Source organism: Streptomyces sp. NPDC058335, from assembly GCF_042723915.1.
In the GTDB taxonomy this organism is placed as follows: Bacteria; Actinomycetota; Actinomycetes; order Streptomycetales; family Streptomycetaceae; genus Streptomyces.
In genome coordinates this window covers 160,271-184,365 of sequence record NZ_JBHXHX010000014.1, presented here as the reverse complement: position 1 = coordinate 184,365, position 24,095 = coordinate 160,271, and the positions used below count along the sequence as shown (strand labels likewise).

General features: G+C 72.3%; 16 protein-coding genes. 7 read left to right on the top strand and 9 right to left on the bottom strand.

Annotated elements, in window-relative coordinates; all coding sequences use genetic code 11:
* Nucleotides 1-31: 31 nt before the first annotated feature.
* Nucleotides 32-991, bottom strand: coding sequence for an STM4015 family protein (locus ACFWJX_RS26830; RefSeq protein ID WP_383248087.1), 960 nt, complete (start codon nt 989-991; stop codon nt 32-34).
* Between the two features lie 511 nt (nt 992-1,502).
* Here ACFWJX_RS26830 and ACFWJX_RS26825 point away from each other — a divergent pair.
* Entirely contained in the window at nt 1,503-4,049 is a 2,547-nt protein-coding gene (locus ACFWJX_RS26825) for a discoidin domain-containing protein (RefSeq protein ID WP_383248085.1), read from the top strand.
* 87 nt (nt 4,050-4,136) lie between these two features.
* Here the strand turns inward: ACFWJX_RS26825 and ACFWJX_RS26820 are convergent, their stop codons facing one another.
* Nucleotides 4,137-4,859 carry an FAD binding domain-containing protein gene (locus tag ACFWJX_RS26820; RefSeq protein WP_383248083.1) on the bottom strand — a complete coding sequence of 241 codons (723 nt, stop codon included), beginning with the start codon at nt 4,857-4,859 and terminating at the stop codon, nt 4,137-4,139.
* Nucleotides 4,860-5,104: 245 nt separating this feature from the next.
* Between ACFWJX_RS26820 and ACFWJX_RS26815 the strand changes: the two genes are divergently transcribed.
* Nucleotides 5,105-6,031 (top strand): GNAT family N-acetyltransferase, encoded by a 927-nt coding sequence (locus ACFWJX_RS26815; RefSeq protein WP_383248081.1) that lies wholly within the window; start codon nt 5,105-5,107, stop codon nt 6,029-6,031.
* A 22-nt stretch (nt 6,032-6,053) separates the two neighbouring features.
* Here the strand turns inward: ACFWJX_RS26815 and ACFWJX_RS26810 are convergent, their stop codons facing one another.
* Both ACFWJX_RS26810 and ACFWJX_RS26805 read right to left on the bottom strand, forming a co-directional pair.
* Complete coding sequence (locus tag ACFWJX_RS26810) at nt 6,054-7,208, bottom strand: M23 family metallopeptidase (RefSeq protein ID WP_383248079.1); 1,155 nt, start codon at nt 7,206-7,208, stop codon at nt 6,054-6,056.
* A gap of 44 nt (nt 7,209-7,252) precedes the next feature.
* Nucleotides 7,253-8,380 (bottom strand): CPBP family intramembrane glutamic endopeptidase, encoded by a 1,128-nt coding sequence (locus ACFWJX_RS26805; RefSeq protein ID WP_383248077.1) that lies wholly within the window; start codon nt 8,378-8,380, stop codon nt 7,253-7,255.
* A 137-nt stretch (nt 8,381-8,517) separates the two neighbouring features.
* Here ACFWJX_RS26805 and ACFWJX_RS26800 point away from each other — a divergent pair, with 137 nt between their 5' ends.
* The 4 genes from ACFWJX_RS26800 to ACFWJX_RS26785 all read left to right on the top strand — a co-directional run bounded on the left by ACFWJX_RS26800 (nt 8,518) and on the right by ACFWJX_RS26785 (nt 12,553).
* Entirely contained in the window at nt 8,518-10,482 is a 1,965-nt protein-coding gene (locus ACFWJX_RS26800) for a sensor histidine kinase (RefSeq protein ID WP_383248075.1), read from the top strand.
* Nucleotides 10,479-10,718, top strand: coding sequence for a DUF397 domain-containing protein (locus ACFWJX_RS26795; protein WP_383248073.1), 240 nt, complete (start codon nt 10,479-10,481; stop codon nt 10,716-10,718). Before ACFWJX_RS26800 ends, ACFWJX_RS26795 begins: the two co-directional genes overlap by 4 nt.
* Before the next feature lie 130 nt (nt 10,719-10,848).
* The gene (locus ACFWJX_RS26790; RefSeq protein WP_383248218.1) at nt 10,849-11,505 is read left to right on the top strand and encodes a response regulator; all 657 of its coding nucleotides are present in this window, start codon (nt 10,849-10,851) and stop codon (nt 11,503-11,505) included.
* A gap of 79 nt (nt 11,506-11,584) precedes the next feature.
* Entirely contained in the window at nt 11,585-12,553 is a 969-nt protein-coding gene (locus ACFWJX_RS26785; RefSeq protein ID WP_383248071.1) for an STM4015 family protein, read from the top strand.
* A gap of 42 nt (nt 12,554-12,595) precedes the next feature.
* Here the strand turns inward: ACFWJX_RS26785 and ACFWJX_RS26780 are convergent, their stop codons facing one another.
* The 5 genes from ACFWJX_RS26780 to ACFWJX_RS26760 form a co-directional block, all read right to left on the bottom strand.
* A complete protein-coding gene (locus ACFWJX_RS26780; RefSeq protein ID WP_383248069.1) occupies nt 12,596-15,970 on the bottom strand; it encodes a pyruvate carboxylase in 3,375 nt (1,124 codons plus the stop codon).
* An 83-nt stretch (nt 15,971-16,053) separates the two neighbouring features.
* Nucleotides 16,054-16,506 (bottom strand): hypothetical protein, encoded by a 453-nt coding sequence (locus ACFWJX_RS26775; protein ID WP_383248067.1) that lies wholly within the window; start codon nt 16,504-16,506, stop codon nt 16,054-16,056.
* Between the two features lie 91 nt (nt 16,507-16,597).
* Nucleotides 16,598-17,437 carry a lysozyme gene (locus ACFWJX_RS26770; RefSeq protein WP_383248065.1) on the bottom strand — a complete coding sequence of 280 codons (840 nt, stop codon included), beginning with the start codon at nt 17,435-17,437 and terminating at the stop codon, nt 16,598-16,600.
* A gap of 128 nt (nt 17,438-17,565) precedes the next feature.
* Nucleotides 17,566-17,760 (bottom strand): hypothetical protein, encoded by a 195-nt coding sequence (locus tag ACFWJX_RS26765; protein WP_383248063.1) that lies wholly within the window; start codon nt 17,758-17,760, stop codon nt 17,566-17,568.
* Nucleotides 17,761-17,927: 167 nt separating this feature from the next.
* Complete coding sequence (locus ACFWJX_RS26760) at nt 17,928-18,587, bottom strand: beta-glucanase (RefSeq protein ID WP_383248061.1); 660 nt, start codon at nt 18,585-18,587, stop codon at nt 17,928-17,930.
* A 299-nt stretch (nt 18,588-18,886) separates the two neighbouring features.
* On the opposite strand from ACFWJX_RS26760, the gene ACFWJX_RS26755 reads away from it, so the two are divergent.
* Nucleotides 18,887-24,091 (top strand): family 43 glycosylhydrolase, encoded by a 5,205-nt coding sequence (locus ACFWJX_RS26755; protein ID WP_383248059.1) that lies wholly within the window; start codon nt 18,887-18,889, stop codon nt 24,089-24,091.
* Nucleotides 24,092-24,095 lie beyond the last annotated feature (4 nt).

Sequence of the window (24,095 nt, the reverse complement as noted above, 5' to 3'; positions counted from 1 at the left end):
CGAGGGGTTCGGGGGCGTGCTCAGGGGGTGTTCACTCCCCCACGGCCACGTACCGCCACACCGTGCCGTCGTCGTCCTGGTCCTCGTCGGCGTCGTCGCGGTCGAGGTCCACCTCGACGCCCTCGGTCTCGACGGTCCGGCGGATCCGGTCCTGGAGGGCCTCGCTGAGGTAGTGGTGGTGCAGGTCGAGCTTCTTCAGATGGGTGAGCGGCTGTCCGGCGAGCAGTGCGGCGGCACCCTCGTCGGTGAGGACGCCCATGGAGAGGTCCAGGACCTCCAGGCGGGCGACCACCGGCGCGGAGGCCACGGCGGCGGCGACGGCATCCTGCATCTCGCTGTTGCGCAGCGCCAGGTGGCGCAGGCGCGGCAGGCGGGCGCCGGACAGGATCGGCTCCAGGTCGGCGGCCTCGCTGTCGCCGCCGTAGTCGGGGGTGCCCAGCCACAGGTCGAGGTGCTCCAGCGCGGGCAGGTCGCTGGCGCCGACCCCGCGCACGACCTCCGCGGGCAGACCGCCGGCCTCCATGGTGAGGCGACGCAGGGCGCTGTGCTCGAGCGGGGGGAAGCGCAGGCCCGAGCCGCCGCGGACGCCGAACTCCTCCAGCTCGGGGTAGGCGGCGAGGAGGGGCGTCAGGTCGGTCTGGTTGATCCAGGAGATCTCGCACTCCTCCATGACCATGTCCCCGACGAACAGCGCCCGCAGGGCGGGGAACCGCTTCCGGGCCGACACCAGCGCCTCGACGACGGCCGAGGGATCGCTGTCGTACGCCTCCTCCCAGGCGCCGACGATCAGCGCGCGCACGCGGGTCGTGTCGACGGCGTCGCAGAAGCGGGCGAAGGCCTGCGTCCAGTCCTCCTCGGCGTCGTACACGCCGCCGCTGATCCGCCAGGCGAAGGCGTCCGGCTCGGGCAGGTCGTCGGTCCGCGCGTCGGGGCCGGGGAAGGTGTAGGCGGGCAGCCGGTACAGCGCGTCGAGGTGGTCACCGATGGTCATGCGGCTGCTCCTGGGGAGGAAGAGGATGCGTTCCGTGTGACCGCAGTTCTACCAACAGGCACTGACAGGGCCGGTGGCGGGGCGGCGGCCGGGGGCCTGTGCCGGGATCGTTGTCAGTGGGGTGCCCCTACGGTCTGCGTCGGTCTCGCCGACTCCGGCGCGCAGTCTCTGCACCGGGACGAGGCGGGCATCCTGTGGCGGACCGACCTGGACGGCGACGAGCCGGTGGTGAATGGTCGAGGTCCTGAACAGTGCGCCGGCCGGCTCCAGCGGGCGGGCCCGCGGGCGTCATCCTCTGAACACAGCGGTGACCGCGGCGAGTCGGCCGTGGTCACCGCTTGAAAAGTTTCCTGCTTCACGGGGCTTGCCGGACCAGAGAAGTCATCAGTTAAATCAAGTCGTGAACTAAGCGGTGTTCCACCTCGCCGGTTCACGTCCCACCGCACCCGCGTCAACCGCACGTCATCCGCACGCGTCCGTACCACCCGCACTCACCCCCGCAGGGACCCGCATGAGACTCAGATCCCTGGGTGTCGCGCTCGCCGCCACGGCGGCGTTGCTCACCCTCCCCACGACCCAGCAACCCGCGGCAGCGGCCGACACCCTTCTCTCCCAGGGCCGGACGGCCACCGCGTCCTCGACCGAGAACGCCGGCACCGCCGCCGCCCTGTCGGTGGACGGGAACACCGGTACCCGGTGGGCCTCCGCCGCCACGGACGCGCAGTGGCTCCAGGTCGACCTGGGCGCCACCGCCACCGTCACCCAGGTGGTGCTCCAGTGGGAAACCGCCTACGGAAAGGACTACCGGCTCCAGATCTCCCCGGACGGCAGCACCTGGACCGACCTGAGGACGGTCACCGGCGGCGACGGCGGCACCGACACTCACGCCGTGTCCGGCCAGGGCCGCTACGTCCGGATGCAGGGCGTGCAGCGGGCCACCGCCTGGGGCTACTCGCTCTGGGAGTTCCAGGTCTTCGGCACCTCCGGCTCCACCACTCCCACCACCTGCGACACGGCCAATGCCGCGCAGGGCAAGCCCGCTTCGGCCTCCTCGACGGAGAACGCCGGGACCCCCGCCTCCGCCGCGTTCGACGGCGCCGCCGGCACCCGCTGGTCCAGCCAGGCCTCCGACCCGCAGTGGGTGCGGGTCGACCTGGGCTCGGTGCGGGACCTGTGCAAGATCGACCTGAACTGGGAGGCCGCCTACGCGAAGGACTTCCAGATCCAGGCCTCCGCGGACGGGCAGACCTGGAACACCCTGCGGAGCGTGACCAACGCGACCGGCGGCACGGCGAGTTACGACGTCAGCGGCTCGGGCCGCTACGTACGGATCAACGGGACCGCCCGCGCCACGCCGTACGGCTACTCACTGTGGGAGGTCGCCGTCCACACCGGAACCGGCGGCACGCCCCCGATCGAGGGCGGCGGTGATCTCGGGCCCAACGTCATCGTCGTGGACCCGGGCACCGCGAACCTCCAGCAGAAGTTCGACCAGGTCTTCGCCCAGCAGGAGTCGAACCAGTTCGGCTCCCAGCGCTACCAGTTCCTGCTGAAGCCGGGCACGTACAACGGCATCAACGCCCAACTCGGCTTCTACACCTCGATCTCCGGGCTCGGGCTCAACCCCGACGACACCCAGATCAACGGTGACATCACCGTCGACGCGGGCTGGTTCAACGGCAACGCCACCCAGAACTTCTGGCGTTCGGCGGAGAACCTCGCCATCCGCCCCGTCAACGGCACCGACCGGTGGGCGGTGGCGCAGGCCGCGCCGTTCCGCCGGATCCACGTCCAGGGCGGCCTCAACCTCGCGCCCAACGGCTACGGCTGGGCCTCCGGCGGATACATCGCCGACTCGAAGATCGACGGCACCGTGGGGCCGTACTCCCAGCAGCAGTGGTACACCCGCGACAGCTCCGTCGGCGGCTGGACCAACGGTGTGTGGAACATGACGTTCACCGGTGTCCAGGGCGCCCCGGCGACCAACTTCGACACCGGCCCGTACACCACGCTGGACACCACGCCGGTCTCCCGCGAGAAGCCGTTCCTGTACCTGGACGGCTCCGAGTACAAGGTGTTCGTGCCGGCCAAGCGGACGAACGCGCGCGGGGTGTCCTGGCCGGCCAACGCGGGCGGCACCTCGATCCCGCTGAGCCAGTTCTACGTCGTCAAGCCGGGCGCGACGGCGGCCACCATCAACGCCGCGCTCGCCCAGGGCCTGCACCTGCTGTTCACGCCCGGCGTCTACCACCTCGACCGCGCGATCGAGGTGAACCGCGCCAACACGGTCGTCCTGGGTCTCGGCCTGGCCACGCTCGTGCCCGACGGCGGTGTCGACGCGATGCACGTGGCCGACGTCGACGGCGTCCGGCTGGCCGGGTTCCTCATCGACGCGGGCGCGGTCCGCTCCGACGCACTGTTGCGGATCGGTCCGGCCGGTTCGAACGCCGACCACGCGGCCAACCCCACCACCATGCAGGACGTGTTCGTGCGCATCGGCGGGGCCGGTCCCGGCCTGGCGACCGACTCGGTGGTGGTGAACAGTGACGACGTGGTCATCGACCACACCTGGATCTGGCGCGCCGACCACGGTGAAGGCGTCGGCTGGGAGACCAACCGGGCCGACTACGGCCTGCGGGTCAACGGCGACGACGTCCTCGCCACCGGCCTGTTCGTGGAGCACTTCAACAAGTACGACGTCGTCTGGAACGGCGAACGCGGGCGGACGATCTTCTTCCAGAACGAGAAGGCGTACGACGTCCCGAACGCGGCCGCCGTCACCCACGACGGCATCGTCGGATACGCGGCCTACAAGGTGGCCGACACGGTGAACGAGCACGAGGCCTGGGGGCTGGGCAGTTACTGCAACTTCACGTCCGACTCCTCGATCGTGCAGCACCACGGCTTCCAGGTCCCGGTGAAACCCGGTGTGAAGCTGCACAACCTCCAGGTGGTCTCCCTGGGCGGCAAGGGCCAGTACGCGCACGTCGTCAACGACACGGGCGCGCCGACCTCGGGGTCGGACACCATCCCGTCCAAGATCACGCAGTTCCCGTGAGATAGGGCGGTAACCGCTTGCCGGTACGGCAGACGCCTTGCCGTACCGGCAGGCCCCACCGGGTCTCAGGCCACCGAGGACCCCGGCTCAGCGCTCGGCGGAACGGGCCAGGACGTCCGTGACCTGCCCGTGGACGACCTCCCTGGCCTCGGCGGGCAGGGCGCCGAACTCCGTGCGGTCCAGGGCGCGCAGCGCCTCGTCGGGGCCGGCCTCGCACGGGACGCTCTCGTTGAGCACCTCGTAGCCGTCGCGGGCGGCGACCCGCAGCAGCCTGCGGCCGTCGCCGTCGGCGTGGACGGCGGCCGCCACGACGAAGGGCGGCGGGCCGCCCGCGTCCGCGGGAACCTTGTGGTAACCGCTCACGACAGGTTCGCGCCAGCGCAGGCCGAGCATGAGGTGGCGCTTGGCCACGACCTCGGCGAGATCGGTCTCGTACACCCGGTCGGGTTCGAGCACCGTGGCCCGCGCGTCCAGGACGAGGGCGGCGGGCAGCAGACAACGCAGGGTGCTGCCGACGATGTTGCCGCCGACGGTGGCGGTCCTGCGTACGGCTCCGGTGCCGACGGTGGAGGCCGCCCGGCGCAGCACCTCCGGCGCCTCGCCGTCGATGCGGTGCAGCACCACGGCGGCGCCCAGCGTCCCTGGCCCGACCGCGTTGGCCGCGGGCAAGTCACGCAAGGACATGGCCATTTCAGGGAAACCGTCCCGCTGCCAGGTGGCCCACACGAGAGTGGCCCCGCCTATCGGTACAGCACCCTCAGCGAGGCATTCCTGCGCTTCGGATATGGAGGTGGGAAGACGCAACAACACGGCGACCGACCTGCCTTCCCGGGGAAGTTGGCGGTGCGGAACCGACGCCTCCGCCATGTGATCACTGGCAGAGCGCATTCTGCCCAGGCCCGTGGGGGCGCGTACAGGGCTCACTGACGCGCCGTGTGCGCCCCTCGTGTGGGTGGCGGCCGTGGAACCGGCTGTGGACGCCGGCCGGGCGTGCCGACCGTGGGTGGCGCGGAAAATCCGTTGCGGCCTGTTTCTCCGCCCCGGACCCTGCCTCCATGTCCTACGTCCTTCGTTCGGCCACGCTCGCCGACGCACCCGCCGTCACCGACCTGCTCAACGCGGTCGACCTGATCGAGATCGGCCGTCCCGAGACGGACCTGCACACCGTAGAGGCCGATCTGAAGCACCCGGAGACCGACCTCGCCCAGGACTCCTGGCTCGCCTTCGACGGAGATCGCCTGGTCGCCTACGGCCTGCTGTGGGACGAGTCGTCCGGCGAGCGCATCGACATCGACCACTACGTCCTGCCCGAGCACCAGGAGGCCGGCCGGCTCCTGCTGGAGGCGATGGAGGCCAGGGCGCTGCGCAAGGCCCACGAAAACGGTTGTGCACGAGCGGTGGTCCACCTGCACCTCAATGTGCGGCCCACCCTCGACACCGAGGCGATCCGCAGCCGCGGCTGGTCCGTCGTACGCCGTTACCACGTGCTGCGCCGCCCCCTGGACCGGGCCGCCGACCTCGTGCCCGTGCCGCCCGCGGGCGTGCGGGTGCGGGCCTGCGCCGACGAGGCCGACCGCAGGCGGGTGCACGAGCTGTACCAGGCGAGCTTCGCCGACCACTTCGACTTCCAGCCGCGCGGCTACGAGCAGTGGCTGCACGACGTCGACGCGCAGGGCCTCGACTGGTCGCTGGTGTGGATCGCCGCCACGGACGCACTCGGCGACACCGGTTTCCTGCTGGCCCGCGACGACCGTGAGGCCATGGGCTGGATCCGCAGCATCGGTGTGGTGCGCGAGGCCCGCGGCCGCGGACTCGCCGGGCTGCTGCTGGGGCACGCCTTCGCGGCGTTCGCCGCGCGGGGCCGGGACACGGTGGGCCTGGGCGTGGACACCTCGAACGGCACCGGCGCACCCGAGCTGTACGCACGCAACGGGATGACCGTGCACTACGCCGTCGACACCTGGGAGGCGGTACTGACGTGAGCGCACTCCTCCTCCCTCCGGTTCAGTCCTCCAGGGACAGCCAGGGCCGCGGGTCGGCGTAGTAGCCGTCGTAGACGACCTCGAAGTGCAGGTGCGGGCCGGTGGACAGGCCCGTCGAACCGACCCGGCCGATCGGGGTGCCGGTCCGCACGCTCTGCCCGGCGGTGACGCCGAGGACGGAGAGGTGGCTGTAGGTGGTCTCCAGCCGTTTGCCGTCGACGGTGCCGTGGTCGATGACGACGCGGTTGCCGTACGCCCTGGTCATGGCCGCGAAGACGACCCGGCCGTCGCGTGCGGCGGCGACCTGCGCTCCCTGGGGCGCGCCGAAGTCCACTCCGGTGTGCAGCTTGGTCACGCCGGTGAGGGGGTGCTGGCGGGAGCCGTACGGGGAGGTGATGACGAGGGTGGTCACGGGTGGGGCCAGGATCACGTCGGCGGGGCCGCCGCCGGTCGGGGTCTCGCGGTCGAACGCCTCGTAACGCGGCAGGAGTTGCTTCACCTCGGCGAGGTAGGTCCGGGCCCCGGCGGGCACGCGTCCGGCCGCGGCGACCTCGCGGCCGCCCACGGCGAACGCGGCGAGGGTGAGGTCCACGAGGTCGCCGGTGACGGTGCCGTCGGTCCTGAGGTCGGTGACCTCCCCGGCGAGGGCGCAGTCCTGGCGGCCGAGCGCCATGATGGCATCGGCGGGGTCACGGGGCGAGGAGTTCCCGTTGCCGTCGTCGTCCTTGCCCCAGGTCCGCCACTCCGCGTCCGTGAACCCGGCGATGCCCTGCTCGCCGGAGAGCCGGCCGGTGTCGTCCCGCCAGCCGGAGAGCTGGTCGATCTGCGCGGCGAGCACGGACGGCGTGACGACGGTGCAGCCGGCCGCGGCCTTGCGCAGCCACGGAACGTAGGTCTCGTTCACTCCGGGCACGGTGACCTGCTGCCCGTCCGTACCCGGCGTCCAGTCCGAAGGCAGCCCTCCGGTCAGCGCGAGGAGACCGGCCACCGCGGACAGCGTGAGCAGACCGGGCAGCACCAGGAAGGTGAGGGGTCCGGGACCGCGTCGGCGGGGGCGGGGGGCGGGCTGCGGCGGGGTGGGGGCGGCCGGATCCGCGGTGACGCCGGGCGACCGCTCTCCCGCGGAGCCCTCCTCCGGGCCGTCATGGCGCGTCTCGACGGCCCCGTTCTCGTTCATGTGACCGGCCGTCGGGGGGAGTTGCTCGTGTTCACGGGCGGACGCTAGCGCGGGGAGCGGGCGCAGTCACCGGACGGGGAGGCAGCGGGAGGTGTCCCCGGGGGCAGACCTGGTGCGTCCGGGCGGGCGCCGTAGGGGACGGGGAAGCCGGGGACCGGCGCGTGGGCGTGTCCGGCCGGGGCGGGCGGGAAGGGTGCCGGGACCGGAGGAAGCGGTGCCGGGGCGGAGCGGGCGGGCCGGTGGCGGCGGGCCAGCCACAGGACGGCGGCGGTGTACAGGGCGACCCCGGTCAGGTCGAGTGCGACGAGTTCCCAGGGCGCGTCGGCGGCGGTGTCGTCGCTCTTGAGGCCGTCGACGACGGAGGCCGCGGCGGCGAAGGCGAGGAGGTTGTTGACGGCGTGCAGGCCGATGGCCGCCTCCAGGCCTCCGGTGCGCACGGTCAGCCAGCCCGCGACGGCCCCGAACACCACCAGGTCAGCGAAGCCCCAGGGGGTGCCCCAGCCGTGGGCGGCGGCGAACAGCACCGCCTGAGGCACGATCGCCGGCCAGGGTGAGCGCAGGAAGGCGCCGACCGCCTGGGTGAGCCAGCCGCGGAAGACGTACTCCTCGGCCGCCGCCTGAAGGGGCACCAGCAGAACCAGCATGGCCAGGGCCGGCCCGAAGACCTCCCAGCCCGCCCACTGTTCCGAGGGCCCGTCCTCCGCGGGCAGCAGGAGCATCGCCCCGGCGGTCACGGCGAGGATCGGCAGCGCTGCGAGCAGGCACAGGCCGAGCCACCGCCACCGCAGTCCGCCCGTCACGGAGGAGACCGTGCCGGCCGGGCGGCGGCCGATCCAGCGGACCGCGAGCAGCACGAGGGGGATGGCGACGGCGAGCATCGTCAGGTCGACGGCGGTGGTCGTCACCGGCCCGAACTCCACGGTGCCGTCCGGGCCTTCGCGGTGGCCCCGTGCCACTCCCACGGCGGAGACCAGGGCGTAGAGCAGCCCGACCGTCACCGTGTACGCCACCGCCACGAACAGCGTGCCCAGCACGGGCCGCCACCATCGGTGACGTGCCGAGATCCGGGCCAGCCGGTGGTAGCCGAGCGGTTCGGCGAGATAGCCGGGCGGCGGGGCGGGAAGGGATCCGGGAAGGTACGGCGGGGGCGCGGTGGCGGACGGGTTCGTCATGACGGCAAGCCTCGCCGACCGCCCGTGCCCGGTCATCGGTCCGGCGCAGGAAGGGCACCTCCATCGCAGGGTGGAGAGCGGCCTCGTACCGGGGACGGGTGCAGCGCGGTCGTGGCGCGACCTACGCTCGCTGCGACATGGAGACGATACGCAACTGGCTGCTCCCCGCCCTGCTCGCGGCCGGACAGATCACCTGGCTGTGGGCCGGTGCGGATCTGGCCGGCGAGGAGGTGCCCGGGTCGGCTCGGCTCGCCGCCGTCCTGGTCGCCCTGGCCGTGGAGACCGTCGCGCTGGGCCGCCGACGGCAGGCCCCGGTCCCGGCCCTGGCCTGGACGCTCGGCACGCTGGTGTTCGGCCAAGTGGCGGGGTACGAGGACTACTTCGGGCTCGGCGCGCTGGTCTCGCTGTACTCGGTCGGCGTCCGCCGGCCCGTGCCCGTGACCCTCCGCGCGGTCGCCGCGGTCGTCGGCGTCGAGTGGCTGCTGTCCCTCGTCCGCCTCGGGGTGCGGCCGGCGCTCGCCACCGAATGGGCGCTCGGCGCGCTGGTGTACGTGGCGTGCGCGGGGCTCGGCGAGGCCCGCCGCCAGTGGGTCAGGGGGCGGGCGGCCGCGGCCCGTCGGCTGGCCGGCGCGGAGGAGACGCGGCGGCGCGCGGCCCAGACCGAACGGCGGCGCCTGGCCCGCGAGTTGCACGACGTGAGCGCCCACCATCTGACATCCGTCGTCATCACCGCCGACGCCGCCCGCCGACTGGGCGGCCGCAGACCCGAGTTGACGGCAGAGGCTCTGTCGTTCGCGGAACGCACCGGCATCGAGACCCTGACCTCGCTGCGGCGGCTCGTCGGACTGATGCGGGACGCCGACGGTGCCGACGCCCGTCCGATGACCGCGCGCATCGAGGAACTCATCGCCGGGTTCGGGCGGCTGGGGCGGCCGATCGAGGCCGATCTCCCCGACGACCTGGCCGGTCCGGCGGCGGAGGCCGTGCACGGCATCGTCCGCGAGGCGCTCACCAACGCCCTGCGGTACGCGCCCGGTTGTGCCACGCACGTGGGTGTCCGGCGCGGGGCCGGCGTCCTGGAACTGACCGTGGACAACGCCCCGCCGCGCGGCAGCGTGGCGTCCGGGGTGGGCGGTCTCGGATCGGGGCGCGGGCTCGCGGGGATGCGGGAGCGGGCGGCGGCCGTCGGCGGGGAGCTGACGGCCGGTCCCCGGCCGGACGGCGGCTGGCGGGTCCGGGCCACACTGCCCGACGTCACCGGTCCCTGGGGACCGCCCGAGAGGGCGGACCGGCCGGACCTGCTGCGGGAGCAGCGGCTGGCCGATCCGGCCCTGGTGTTCGCCGGGGCGGTGCTGCCCCTGGCGTTCGCCCTGGTCGTCGCGGAGGAGTGGACGCCCGCGAGCCTGCGCGGCGCGCTGCCCGGTCTGCTCGTCCTGGCCGCGTTGCTGACCGTCCACGCGCTGCCGCTGCTGTGGCGTCGGCGCGCCCCGTGGGCGGCGCTCCTCGGGGTGCTGGCCACGTCGTGGCTGTGGCCGCCGGCGGTCGCCCTGGGCGCCGTACCGGCGCGGGTGTCCGAGTTCTTCGACGCGGGAGTCCTCACGGAGCTGCTGGCCGTGTACGCGATCGGGGTCTACGGCGGTGGCGCCGACCGCACCTGGCCGGCCTGGATCGTGTCGGCGGTGTCGCTCTCCTCGGTTCTCGTGGCGACGGCCGCCGCGGAGGGGAACCTGACGGGGGCGGGCTCGGTACGGCTCACCGCCGTGGTGGTGTTCGTGCCACTGGTCGTCGTGGCGGTCGGGGTGCTGGCCGCCCTGTGGGGTGCCGGGCTGGCCGTGCGCCGCCGGCGCCTGCGGATCCTGGCCGTGGACGACCACGAGCTGACCACCTCGCTGTGGCACGCGGAGCGGGCGGCGGACGCCGAACGGTGGCGACTGGCCGCGAAGTTGCGTGACGCGGTGCTGGAGCGCACGACCATTCTGGTCGAGCGGGCCCGGCAGGGGCGGCTGGAGGAGGTGGCCGCCGAGGCCCGCTCGGCACTGACCGCCATGCGCGAACTCCTGCACGGTCTGAGCGCGTCGGAGCGACGGGCCGGGGAGGAGTGAGGAGGCTTCGCGCCGCCTCCGAACGCGAGGAGGCCTGCGCGGAGGTCCGCGCGGAGGCCCCGGGCCGGGTACTCGTCCGCGACACCGAGGACACCGGCACCGAGGACACCGGCACCAAGGGCGGCGGCACCAAGGACGCCGGTCCCCGCAGCCCGGCCCTCTCCCCCGCGGCCTGGTCGGCGTTCCTCGACGGGATCGACCCGGCCGGCACCGGCCCGCGGGTCTCGGCCTCCTGACCCTCCGCGCCGTACGCCTGCCTCCCTGCGCGGTGCAGCCCGCTCGAACGGCCCGGTATCGTACCGGTGTTGCTGTCGGTCCGGGCGAGTCCGGGCCCGTTCAGGAGGTGGCCCCGTCGTCACGCGTGTGATGGTCGTCGACGACCAGGCGGTGGTCCGTGCCGGATTCGCCGCCATCGTGGGCGCCGAGCCCGATCTGACCGTGGTCGCCGAGGCCGGTGACGGGGCGTCGGCCGTGGCGCTGGCCGCCGACGAGCGGCCCGACCTGGTGCTGATGGACATCCGCATGCCCGGCATGGACGGCCTCACCGCGACCCGTCTCGTCACCGCGGCGCCGAACGGCCCGCGGGTGCTGGTGCTGACCACCTTCGACCTGGACGCCTACGTGTACGAGGCGTTGCGTGCCGGGGCGTCCGGGTTCCTGCTCAAGGACGCCCATCCCGAGGAACTGCTGTCCGCGATCCGGGTCGTCGCCGCCGGGGAGGGCATCCTGGCCCCGACCGTGACCCGCCGGCTGATCGACACCTTCGCGCAGGGCGCGCCGCGGCCGCCCTCCGTCACCGGTGCGCTGTCCGCGCTCACGCCCCGCGAGAAGGAGGTCCTGCTGCACATCGCGGCGGGTCTGGCCAACGCCGAGATCGGTGCCGCGCTCGGTGTGACCACGGGCACGGTGAAGACCCATGTGAACGCCCTGCTGTCCAAGTTGGGGCTGCGCGACCGGGTACAGGCGACGATCCTGGCGTACGAGAGCGGGCTGGTCCGGCCGAGTGGCACCTCCGACGCGTAGGGCTGTCCGTGGTCCCTGCTAGAAAGGGCGCCCCGGCCGGCACCACGTCGGCCGTCGGCCGAGCCGGAGGCTCTTGAGCATGGACCACGTAGCGGAACTGCACGGCCTGCCCGTCCACGACTTCCCGGCCCCGGGGCAGGACGCGGGGACGTTACCGGCGGCGGAGACGGTCGCCTGGCGGCTGTCCATGGACGAGGACCGGGGCGGTGAGCCGTTCGCTGAGGGCTGGGAGCGCTTCCTGGACACCGTGGACCCCTCGCGGGTGCGGGCCCTGGTGCTGGGGGCCGGCGCCTACGGCAGCGAGCTGGACTCCGCCAACCCCGCGACGACGGTGAAACGGCTCGCCGACGCCGCCGGCCGCCTGACCCGGCTGGAGGCCCTCTACCTCGCCGACCTCACCTTCGAGGAGTGCGAACTGTCCTGGATCGTCCAGGACGACGTGACCCCGATCCTCGCCGCCTACCCGCGGCTGAGGGAACTCGCGGTGCGCGGATCGAACGGCGGGTTCGACGGCGAGCCGGGGCTGGACTTCACGCCGATCCGTCACGAGCATCTGCGCACGCTGCGTTTCGAGAACGGTGGTCTGCCCGCCGCGGTGGCCCGCGGTGTCGCCGCCTCGGATCTGCCCGCCCTGGAACGGCTGGACATGTGGCTCGGCACGGAGGACTACGGCCGTGACGCCTCCGTCGCCGATCTCGCGCCCATCCTGGACGGCGGCCGGCTGCCCGCCCTGCGCGACCTGGGCCTGCGCAACGCCGACATCCAGGACGAGGTCGCCGCGGCCGTCGCCGCCGCCCCCGTCGTGGCCCGGCTCACCACGCTGCGGCTGAGCCTGGGCACCCTCGGCGACGTCGGCGCCGAAGCACTGCTCGGCGGACAGCCCCTGACGCACCTGGCGGAACTCGACCTCCACCACCACTACCTGTCCGAGCCGATGACGGGCCGCCTGCGCGAGGCGCTGGAGCCGTCCGGCGTGCGGGTGGACCTCGACGACCGCCAGGAGGCGGACGCCGAGGACCACTGGCGGTACGTGTCAGCCGGGGAGTGACCGGCCGCCGGGCCGGGGCGGACCGCGCCCGCCCCGGCCGGCTCAGCCCACCTCGACGAGCAGGTCGCCGCCCTCCACCTGCTGGATCCGGTTGATGGCCAGCCGGTTGACCCGGCCGCCCTGCGGGGCGGTGATGGTCGCCTCCATCTTCATCGCCTCGATGGTGGCGACCGTGGCCCCGGCCGCCACCTCGTCGCCCTCGGCGACCGCCAGTGTCACCACGCCGGCGAACGGCGCCGCGACATGGCCGGGCCTGGACCGGTCGGCCTTCTCGGTGACCGGAAGGTCGGAGGCCGCCGCCTGGTCGCGGACCTGGATGGGCCTGAGCTGGCCGTTCAGGGAGGACATCACGGTACGCATGCCGCGCTCGTCGGCCTCGCCCACGGCCTGCAGTTCGATCAGGAGCCGCACGCCGGGTTCGAGGTCGACGGCGTACTCCTTCCCCGGCCGCAGTCCGTAGAAGAAGTCCTTGCTGTCCAGGACGCTGGTGTCGCCGTAGGCCTGGCGGTGGGTGTCGAAGTCGCGGGTCGGGCCGGGGAACAGCAGCCGGTTGAGGGTGGTGCGACGGGTCTTCTCCAGGCCCTCCCGGTCCTCGGTGGTCAGCTCGGTGACGGGCTTGGCCGCGGCGCGGCCCCGGAGGGCCTTGGTGCGGAACGGCTCGGGCCAGCCGCCGGGCGGGGTGCCCAGTTCGCCGCGCAGGAACCCGATGACCGAGTCCGGGATGTCGTACGTGTCGGGGTCGGCCTCGAAGTCCCGCGGGGACACGCCCGCGCCGACCAGGTGCAGGGCGAGGTCGCCGACCACCTTGGACGACGGGGTGACCTTCACCAGGCGGCCGAGGATGCGGTCGGCGGCGGCGTACATCGCCTCGATGTCCTCGAAGCGGTCGCCGAGGCCGAGCGCGACGGCCTGGGTGCGCAGGTTGGACAGCTGTCCGCCGGGGATCTCGTGGTGGTAGACGCGGCCGGTGGGCGAGGCGAGACCCGCCTCGAAGGGGGCGTAGATCCGGCGGACGCCCTCCCAGTACGGCTCCAGGTCGCCGACGGCCTGGAGGTCGAGGCCGGTGGTGCGGTCGGAGTGGTCGGTCGCGGCGACGAGCGCCGACAGCGAGGGCTGGGAGGTCGTCCCGGCCATGGAGGCCACGGCCCCGTCGACGGCGTCCACACCGGCCTGGATCGCGGCGAGGTAGGTGGCGAGCTGGCCGCCCGCGGTGTCGTGGGTGTGCAGGTGCACCGGCAGGCCGAACTCGCGGCGCAGCGCGGAGACGAGGGTGGCGGCGGCCGGGGCGCGCAGCAGGCCCGCCATGTCCTTGACGGCCAGGACGTGGGCGCCGGCCTCGACGATCTGCTCGGCCAGGCGCAGGTAGTAGTCGAGGGTGTAGAGGCGTTCGTTCGGGTCGGACAGGTCGGAGGTGTAGCAGAGGGCGACCTCGGCGATCGCGGTGCCCGTCGCGCGTACGGCGTCGATGGCGGGCCGCATCTGGCCCACGTCGTTGAGGGCGTCGAAGATGCGGAAGATGTCGATGCCGGTGGCGGCGGCCTCCTGCACGAAGGCGTCGGTGACCTCGGTCGGGTACGGGGTGTAGCCGACGGTGTTGCGGCCGCGCAGCAGCATCTGGAGGCAGATGTTGGGGACGGCCTCGCGCAGGGCGGCCAGCCGCTCCCAGGGGTCCTCGGCGAGGAACCGCAGGGCGACGTCGTAGGTGGCGCCGCCCCAGCACTCCAGGGAGAGCAGTTCGGGCAGGGTCTGGGCGACGGCCGGGGCGGCGGCGAGGAGGTCCTTGGTGCGCACGCGGGTGGCGAGGAGCGACTGGTGGGCGTCGCGGAAGGTGGTGTCGGTGACGCCGAGCGTCGGCGATTCGCGCAGGTGGCGGGCGAAGCCCTCGGGGCCGAGGTCGACCAGTCGCTGCCGGGAGCCGGCGGGCGGCTCGGTGGCGGGCACCGGAGGCAGTTTGGTCGTGGGGTCGATCAGGTCGGGCCGCTCGCCGTGCGGCTTGTTCACGGTGACGTCGGCGAGGTAGGTGAGCAGTTTGGTGCCGCGGTCGGCGGAGTGGCGGGCGGTCAGCAGGTGCGGGCGCTCTTCGATGAACGAGGTGGTGACCCGCCCGGCCTGGAAGTCGGGGTCGTCCAGGACGGCCTGGAGGAACGGGATGTTGGTGGACACTCCGCGGATGCGGAACTCGGCGACGGCACGCCGGGCCCGGTTGATCGCGGTCGGGAAGTCCCGGCCCCGGCAGGTGAGTTTGACCAGCATCGAGTCGAAGTGCGCGCTGATGTCCGTACCGGCGTGGGTGGTTCCGCCGTCGAGCCGGATGCCGGAGCCGCCCGGTGAGCGGTAGGCGCTGATGCGGCCGGTGTCGGGGCGGAAGCCGTTGGCGGGGTCCTCGGTGGTGATACGGCACTGGAGGGCCGCGCCGCGCAGGGTGACCGTGTCCTGCGACAGGCCGAGGTCGGCGAGGGTCTCGCCGGAGGCGATGCGCAGCTGGGCCTGGACGAGGTCGACGTCGGTGACCTCCTCGGTGACCGTGTGCTCGACCTGGATGCGCGGGTTCATCTCGATGAAGACGTGGTTGCCGTCGCGGTCGAGGAGGAACTCGACGGTGCCGGCGTTGCGGTAACCGATTTCGCGGGCGAAGCGGACGGCGTCGGCGCAGATGCGGTCGCGCAGTTCCGGGGCCAGGTTCGGGGCGGGCGCCAGTTCGATGACCTTCTGGTGGCGGCGCTGGACCGAACAGTCGCGTTCGAAGAGGTGGATGACGTTGCCCTCGCCGTCGGCGAGGATCTGCACCTCGATGTGGCGGGGGTCGACGACGGCCTTCTCCAGGAAGACGGTGGGGTCGCCGAACGCGGACGCCGCCTCCCGGGACGCGGCCTCGATGGACTCGCGCAGTTGGGCGGGGTCCTCGACGCGCCGCATGCCGCGTCCGCCGCCGCCGGCGACCGCCTTGACGAAGACGGGGAAGCCGACGGTCTCGGCGGCCCGGACCAGTTCGTCGATGTCGTTGGAGGGCTGCGAGGAGCCGAGGACGGGTACGCCGGCGGCGCGGGCGGCGGCGACGGCGCGGGCCTTGTTCCCGGTCAGTTCCAGGGTGCGGGCGTCGGGCCCGACGAAGGTGATGCCCGCCTCCTCGCAGGCGCGGGCCAGTTCGGGGTTCTCGGAGAGGAACCCGTAGCCGGGGTAGACGGCGTCCGCGCCCGCCCGGCGTGCCGCGCCGACGATCTCCTCCACGGACAGGTACGCCCGGACCGGGTGGCCCGGTTCCCCGATCTCGTAGGCCTCGTCGGCCTTCAGCCGGTGCAGCGAGTTGCGGTCCTCGTGCGGGAACACCGCGACGGTGCGCGCGCCCAGCTCATAGCCGGCGCGGAACGCCCGGATCGCGATCTCACCACGGTTGGCGACCAGCACCTTGCGGAACATCCTGGATCCCTTCAGCCTGCCGGTGACGGGACCATGGTGTCGGTGCCGTCACCGGAGTGCCATGTGAGTCGGGCCACTCACCCTCACGTTTCGCCCGTTTCCGGGCGAGCGGTGTGGTCGGGATGACCGGCGGTACGGCGTGCTTCCTTCAGTTCGGCCTCGTAGAGGTGGTCCCTGCCCTCGGCCAGCTCGTCCACGGCAGCTCGCTCCAGTCGCCTGAACGACTGGTAGTACGTGCGGTCGTAGGCCTCGACGATCTGGAAGGTCCAGTGGCCGGGGATGACGTTGCGGCCGAGGATCTCGGTGGAGACCTTCTCGGCCCACTCCTCGTGCCCCGCGCCGCGCAGCAGAGTGACCGCCTCGTCCAGTTGGAAGTCCGCGGTGCCGGTCAGCTGGTGGAAGGCGTAGAGGTGGCCTCTGGCCCGCTCCGTCGTCTCCAGCGCCTTCGACAGTGCGCCCAGGGCCTTCACGGTGTCACCGCTCACCCCTTCGGGACGGCGGTGGTCGCGGTCGGGTCCGTCTTCGTGCCTGTGCATGTTCTCGCCTGTCCCCCGGACCGGGCCGGATATGCCCGGCCCGGTCCGGGTCGTCGGGCTCTGGACGGCGGGCCTCGCCGGCCCGGCGCGGTCAGCCGGTGGCCAGCTTCCGCAGTCCGTCCGGGGTTCCGTTGAACCGGTCGTGGTCGCCGACGGTGGGCCCGGTGGAGGTGTACTGCCAGAAGGTGTGGCGGGGCCAGCCGGCCGGGAGGGTGCCGGGCGTCGAGGCGTACCGCGCGATCCACAGGGGGTTCGTGGCGCCGAATCCGGCGTAGTTGCCGGTGCACTGCGTCCACCAGTTGGTGGCGGTGTAGATGACGGCGTCGCGGCCGGTGCGGGCCTTGTAGCGGGCGAGGAAGTTCGCGATCCAGGAGATCATCGAGGCCCGGGTCCTGCCGAAGCAGGCGTCGCCGTACGGGTTCCACTCGATGTCGAGGACGCCGGGCAGGGTGGTGCCGTCGTGGGTCCAGCCGCCGCCGTGGTCGACGAAGTAGTCGGCCTGTGCGGCGCCGCCGGTCGTGTCGGGGGTCGCGAAGTGGTAGGCGCCGCGGATCATGCCGACGGCGCGGGAAGCGCTGTACTGCCGGCCGTAGTAGGGGTTGGTGTAGTAGGTCCCCTCCGTGGCCTTGACGTAGGCCCAGGTCACTCCGGAGGCCCACAGGGTGGGCCAGGCGACCTCGCGCTGGTGGCTGGAGACGTCGACGCCTTCGGGCTGGGCGGCCGCCCGGGTGTCGGGGGAGCCGGTCCGGCCGTCGTGGAGGGCGACGCCCATGCCCATGTGGGCGGTGCCGCGGGCCGGGGTGCCGGGTGACTCGCCGGGGGACGGCGGGGATATCGGCTGGTGCAGGGACAGGAGTATGGACAGGGCGACCGGCAGTCCGGTCGCGTACAGACGCAGGCGGCCGAACGCCGCTGTCATGGGCCTTCGCATGCCTCCCATCTGATGTGCTGTCGCGGGTGGCCGCACCTTTTCGTCCCTCCGTCGGCCGCACCCCCCGGGCGGCAGGGCCCGGGGGGAGGAAGCGCGACGCGGGAGGTCCCGCGGGACAGCCGGCCGGTTCAGTGCCGGTCGGCGTCCAGTAGCGTCTGCAAATGGAGCATGCAGGGGGTGCAGTGGCGGTCGGTGGTGTTCGTGGCCGTCGCGCCGGTGGCGGTGACATCGGTGCCGCACAGGCTCGTCCCCTGGTGCGGGACCACCACATGCCACACATGCTCACCGCCACCCGACGCGAGGCCCACCTTCATCTCGTACACGGCTCGTCCCTTCTGTCGGGCGTGCCTCCAGAAGACCGCGCGGGCCGCCCCGCGTCCCGCCGGGGCGGGCCATTCGGGGGAGTCGGTACCCCGACCGCCACGCCCGGGTGGCGGGCCGGCGCGGGCCGTGGGACCGTGACCCGCGCGCCGGCCGGGCCGCCGGGATGTCAGGCGCAGGGGTCCCGGCGGACGGTGAGCGCGGCCACCTCGAAGGACATCTCGGTCACCTCCGGGTCGGGCGGCGGGTGGTAACGGCCCGCGCACACCGAGAGGTTGACGATGAGGTGGGCCTCCCAGTGCCGGCCCACGCCCCGCCGGTCGGCGAAGACGGCCGTGCCGTTCAGGGACCATACGACGTCGCGGGCGCCGAACTCGACGGCCAGGTCGATCCAGCCGCCGGGGCGGACGGCGTCGTCGCGGTGGTAGCGGTGGGTGTCCCGGACGTGGTTGGACAGTTCCAGCAGGTCCGGGTTGTCGGGGTGGTACTCGAAGACGTCGATCTCCTCGCCGCCGTCGCGCCAGGTCCAGATGGCGGGCCAGGCTCCGGTCTCGACGGGCAGCCGCACCGTGGCCTCCAGCCGGTCGCCGGTGCGGGCCGTGAAGCCCTCCTCGCTGCCCTCCGTGGTGAGCAGTCCGGTGTCCCAGAGACCGTCGGCGCGCCGGGTGGCCCGGAAGGTGCCGGTGCGCGCGTAGGCGGGGTCGGCCACCAGGTGGTCGAGTTTGTCGTCGTCGGGGTTGACGGGCCCGCCCCCGGGATAGGCCCACGAGCGGCCCGCGGCCCACTGGCGGGCCGAGGCGAAGTCGGCCCTGAAACAGACGTCGGTCACCGGCGTGCTCCTCGCCCTCGCGCGTACCGTCGCAGAAGGCCTGCCCTTTGCACTCGCACTCACACGATGGCGGCCCGTACGCCACTCGGGTGAGGGACCCCGGCTCGCACGGGTGCTCAACTCCCGCACGGAGGTGCGGACTGCGGCGCGGGTCCCCAACGGCTCTCGAGGCGGCGGGCGGTGCCCCGCACCCCCATGTTCGACCTGTCGGACATTGTTCGAGATCTATTGACGCCGTGCCGATCCCCGTTTGACACTCTCGCAACACCACGTCACACAGCGGAAACGGCGGGCCGACAATGACGCACACCCCACGACATCGCAGCCACGCGAGACGGTGGGCGGGCCGCCTCGCCGGACTGACCGCCGCCTCCCTGCTGCTCGGTCTCACCGGCACCGCGACCTCCACCCAGGCGGCGGAAGCTGCCGACATCACGGACGGACTCGTCCTGCGGTACGCGCTCGACGGGCCCGCCGGTGTCACCGACTCCTCCGGGCACGGCCGCGACGGCACCGTCCAGGGCACCGCCGACTGGTCCGCCGCCGGCCAGGGGCTCGCCTTCAACGGCTCGGACACCTACGTCAAGGTGCCGAACGACGTGATGAAGGGCCTGAACTCGATCTCCGTCTCGATGGACGTACTCATCGACGCGGCCCAGAGCACGCCCTACTTCCTCTACGGCTTCGGCAACTCCAGCGGCGGCAACGGAAACGGTTACCTCTTCACCACCGGCAACTCCCTGCGCACGTCCGTCGCGACCGGCAACTGGTCGACCGAGCAGACGACCAGGCCCGCCGACTCGCACAACCTGACCCGCGCGGTGTGGAAGCACGTCACGTACACCCAGACCGGCGGCACGGGTGTGCTCTACGAGGACGGGGTGGAGGTCGCCCGCAACACGGCGGTCACCATCACCCCCGGCGCCATCGGCTCCGGCACCACCACCGCCAACGCGATAGGCAAGTCTGTCTACTCCGGCGACAAACTGTTCAAGGGCAGGATGCGCGACTTCCGCGTCTACGACCGGGCGCTGGCCGGCTCCGAGGTCGAGCAGCTCGCGCTCCCCGTGGCCGTGCGGGGCGTCGCCGACGACAAGGCCGCCCTCAGCCTCGGGGACACCGACGGCGTCACCGCCGACCTCACGCTGCCGAAGACCGGCACGGCCGGCGGCTCGGCCATCGCCTGGAAGAGCGACAACCCCTCCGTGGTGTCGGACTCCGGCGCGGTGACCCGTCCCGCCGCCGGTGAACCGGACGGCCGGGCCACGCTCACGGCGACCCTGCGGAAGGGCACCGTCAGCGACACCAAGACCTTCGACGTCACGATCCCGGCGGCCTTCGACGACACGACCGCCACCGAGCAGGCCGCCGAGGCGCTCACCGTGCGCAACCTCGACGACGTACGCGGCAACCTCACGCTGCCCGCCACGGGCGCCTACGGCACCAAGGTCGCCTGGTCCTCCGCGAACGCTGGTGTCGTGGCCGACGACGGTAGGGTCCACCGCCCGGCGCACGGCGCCGGCGCCACGACCGTCGAGCTGACCGCGACCGTCACCAAGGGCGACGCGAAGACCACCCGCGCCTTCACGGCCGAGGTGCCCGAGCTGCCCGCGACCCAGGCCTACAAGGGCTACATGTTCAGCTACTTCACCGGCGAGGGCACCTCGGACGGCGAGCAGCTCTACGCGGCCCTCAGCAAGGGCAACGACCCGTTGAAGTGGCGGGAGTTGAACGACGGCAAGCCGGTCCTGACCTCCACGCTCGGCGAGAAGGGCCTGCGCGACCCGTTCATCATCCGCTCCCCGGAGGGCGACAAGTTCTACCAGATCGCGACCGACCTGCGGATCTACGGCAACGGCGACTGGGACGCCTCGCAGCGCACCGGCAGCAAGTCCATCATGGTCTGGGAGTCCACCGACCTGGTGAACTGGACCGACCAGCGCCTGGTCAAGGTCTCCCCCGACTCGGCGGGCAACACCTGGGCCCCTGAGGCCTACTACGACGAGCAGCTCGGCGAGTACGTCGTCTTCTGGGCCTCGAAGCTGTACGCGAACGCCGACCACTCCGGCGACACCTACAACCGCATGATGTACGCGACGACCCGCGACTTCTACACCTTCAGCGAGCCCAAGGTCTGGATCGACCGCGGCTACTCGGTCATCGACTCCACCGTCATCCAGCACGACGGCACGTACTTCCGCCTCTCCAAGGACGAACGGAACAACACCTCCTCCACCCCCAACAGCAAGTTCGTCTTCGAGGAGAAGAGCGACTCGCTCCTCGACACCTCCTGGACGGCCGTCGCCGAGGGCATCGGCAAGGGCGCCATGAGCGCCGCCGAAGGGCCGCTGGTGTTCAAGTCGAACACCGAGGAGAAGTGGTACGCGTTCCTCGACGAGTTCGGAGGCCGCGGCTACATACCCTTCGAGACGACCGACCTCGACTCCGGCGTATGGACCCCGTCCACCGGCTACGACCTGCCGTCCAAACCCCGGCACGGCACCGTGCTCCCGGTCACCCAGGCCGAGTACGACCGGCTGCTGACGACCTACCAGCCGGACCAGATCGTCACGAGCGCCGAGGACGTCAAGGTCGAGACGCGCATCGGTGACGCCCCGGTCCTGCCCGCCACCGTCATCGCCGAGTACGCGGACGGCGCGAAGCGGCCCGTCGCCGTCACCTGGGAGGACGTGGCCGAGTCGCAGTACGCGCAGGCCGGCACCTTCACGGTGACGGGCGATCTGCCCGGCGACGCGGCGATCGAGGTCAGCGCCGAGGTCACGGTCTCCGCCGAGGGGCCGGACGTCCCGGCCGACCTGCTCCTGCACTACGGCTTCGACGAGACCGGCGGCAACATCGCCCGCGACTCCAGCGGCCACGGCTACCACGGCACCTACGTCCGTACGCCCGACTTCGGGACCGGCGTGGACGGCGGCTCGTTCAAGATGTCCGGCGGCTCCAGCAGCTCCGCCTCGCCGTACGTGAAGATCCCCAACGGGGTGTTGAAGGGCGCGGCCGGCGTCACCGTCTCCACCTACGTCAAGTGGAAGGGCGGCGACAACTTCCAGTGGCTGTTCGGGCTCGGCCCCGACAGCGACAAGTACCTCTTCGCCACCCCCTCCAACGGTGGCGGAAAGCTGTTCTCCGCGATCACGAAGGCCACGTGGTCCGGGGAGAAGCAGATGATCGGCGGCTCGCAGCTCACCCAGGGTGAGTGGAAGCACATCACCGTCACGCTGAACGGGACGACCGAGACGGCGATCCTCTACGTGGACGGCGCCGAAGCGGCCCGCGTGAACGGCGTCACGATCAAGCCGTCCGAGCTGTACGACTCCGCCAAGGACCACACGGGCTACATCGGCAAGTCCATGTACTCCCCGGACCCGTACTTCGGTGGCGAGGTCGACGATTTCCGGATCTACAACCGGGCCCTGACGCCCGCCGAGGTTCTGGAGCTCAGCGGCAACACCACCGGCATCGCCGCGGCGACCCACCCGGCGCTCAAGGTGGACGCGCTGATCAACGACAAGGACGACAAGGTCGTCCTGCCGCTGACCGAGGGCAGTGACGTCACCGCCCTGGCACCGCAGTTCACCCTGGCCCACGGCGCGAGCATCAGCCCCGCCTCCGGCACCCTGCACGACTTCACCGAGCCGGTGACGTACGAGGTCACGGGTTCGGACGGGAAGAAGCGCACCTGGACGGTCTCGGCCGTGATCATGAAGAGTCCGGTCCTCCCCGGCCTCAACGCCGACCCGAACATCGTCCGCTTCGGTGACACCTTCTACCTCTATCCCACCACCGACGGCTTCGAGGGCTGGAGCGGTACGCAGTTCAAGGCGTACTCCTCGACCGACCTCGTCCACTGGAAGGACCACGGCGTCATCCTGGACCTGGGTCCGGACGTCTCCTGGGCGGACAGCAGGGCCTGGGCGCCGGCCATGGAGGAGCGGAACGGCAAGTACTACTTCTACTTCTGCGCCGACGCGAACATCGGTGTCGCGGTCTCCGACTCGCCCACCGGCCCGTTCAAGGACGCGCTCGGCAAGCCGCTGCTGAAGGCGGGCGACCACCGGGGTCAGATGATCGACCCGGCGGTCTTCACGGACGACGACGGCCAGTCGTACCTGTACTGGGGCAACGGCCGCGCCTACGTGGTGCCGCTCGACGACGACATGATCTCCTTCGACGCCTCGAAGGTCACCGACATCACCCCGAGCGGCTACAACGAGGGCACCTTCGTCATCAAGCGCAAGGGCACCTACTACTTCATGTGGTCGGAGAACGACACACGTGACGAGAACTACCAGGTCGCCTACGCCACCGGCTCCTCGCCCACCGGTCCCTGGACCAAGCAGGGCGTGATCCTGCAGAAGGACCTCTCACTCGGCATCAAGGGCCCCGGTCACCACTCGGTGGTCCACGTCCCGAACACCGACGACTGGTACGTCGCCTACCACCGCTTCGCCATCCCGGGCGGTGACGGCACGCACCGCGAAACGACCATCGACAAGCTGGAGTTCGACGCCGACGGCCTGCTGAAGAAGGTTGTTCCCACCCTGGGGAGCATCGACCCGGTCAGCATCGTCCGCGCCGGCCCGGACGCCTCCGGCAAGGAAGGCGACAAGATCGGTCTGAACGGCACGATCTCCGGCGCGGGCACCGCCGAGTGGACGGCCGAGAAGGACGCCCCCTGCGCCTTCGCGGACGCCAAGTCGGCGAAGACCACCGTCACCTGCACCGACGACGGCACCTACGAGGTGACCCTCACCGGTGGCCGCGGCACCGACTCGGCCACCGTGACCGTCGCCAACGCGGCCCCGGCGATCACGTCCGCGGCCGGGCCCACGTCACCGGTGAGCGTCCGCCAGCGGGCCGCCGTCACCGTCGGCTTCACCGACCCGGGCACCTCCGACGGCCACACCTGCGTGGTCGACTTCGACGACGGCACGAAGCCGGTGCCGGGAACGGTCACCGACACGGGCTGCCGGGCGGCGCACGTCTACACCGCGGCGGGCATCCACCGCCCGGTGGTGACGGTCACGGACGACGAGGGCGCCTCGGACAGCACGACGCTCCCCGAGCTGATCGTGTACGACCGTGCAGCGGGCCCCGCGGCCGGCGCGGGCCTCGTCGCCTCCCCCGCCGGGGCCTACCCGGCCGACGCGGCGCTCGCCGGCAAGGCGGCCTTCTCCCTGGCCGCCGACTACCGCACGGGTGCCACCACGCCGACCGGCCGGGTCACCTTCGACTTCGGCCCGGCCCGGCTGAAGTTCCGCTCCACCGCGCTCGACTGGCTGGTGGTCACGGGTTCCCGGGCCGTCCTCGAGGGCTCCGGCACCGTCGCCGGCACCGCCGGCTACGCCTTCCGCGTCACCGCCACGGACGCGCCGGACACCTTCCGCATCACCATCTGGAAGAAGTCCACGGGCGCCGTCGTGTACGACCTGACCGGCGCGGCAAAGGTGACGGGCGCCCTCTCGGTCGGCGCCCGGCACCACTAGGCCG

Coding starts and splice junctions, on each gene's coding strand:
- ACFWJX_RS26830 (WP_383248087.1), bottom strand. CDS start 991: ATGACCATCGGTGACCACCTCGACGCGCTGTACCGGCTGCCCGCCTAC.
- ACFWJX_RS26825 (WP_383248085.1), top strand. CDS start 1,503: ATGAGACTCAGATCCCTGGGTGTCGCGCTCGCCGCCACGGCGGCGTTG.
- ACFWJX_RS26815 (WP_383248081.1), top strand. CDS start 5,105: ATGTCCTACGTCCTTCGTTCGGCCACGCTCGCCGACGCACCCGCCGTC.
- ACFWJX_RS26810 (WP_383248079.1), bottom strand. CDS start 7,208: ATGAACGAGAACGGGGCCGTCGAGACGCGCCATGACGGCCCGGAGGAG.
- ACFWJX_RS26805 (WP_383248077.1), bottom strand. CDS start 8,380: ATGACGAACCCGTCCGCCACCGCGCCCCCGCCGTACCTTCCCGGATCC.
- ACFWJX_RS26800 (WP_383248075.1), top strand. CDS start 8,518: ATGGAGACGATACGCAACTGGCTGCTCCCCGCCCTGCTCGCGGCCGGA.
- ACFWJX_RS26790 (WP_383248218.1), top strand. CDS start 10,849: ATGGTCGTCGACGACCAGGCGGTGGTCCGTGCCGGATTCGCCGCCATC.
- ACFWJX_RS26785 (WP_383248071.1), top strand. CDS start 11,585: ATGGACCACGTAGCGGAACTGCACGGCCTGCCCGTCCACGACTTCCCG.
- ACFWJX_RS26780 (WP_383248069.1), bottom strand. CDS start 15,970: ATGTTCCGCAAGGTGCTGGTCGCCAACCGTGGTGAGATCGCGATCCGG.
- ACFWJX_RS26775 (WP_383248067.1), bottom strand. CDS start 16,506: ATGCACAGGCACGAAGACGGACCCGACCGCGACCACCGCCGTCCCGAA.
- ACFWJX_RS26770 (WP_383248065.1), bottom strand. CDS start 17,437: ATGCGAAGGCCCATGACAGCGGCGTTCGGCCGCCTGCGTCTGTACGCG.
- ACFWJX_RS26755 (WP_383248059.1), top strand. CDS start 18,887: ATGACGCACACCCCACGACATCGCAGCCACGCGAGACGGTGGGCGGGC.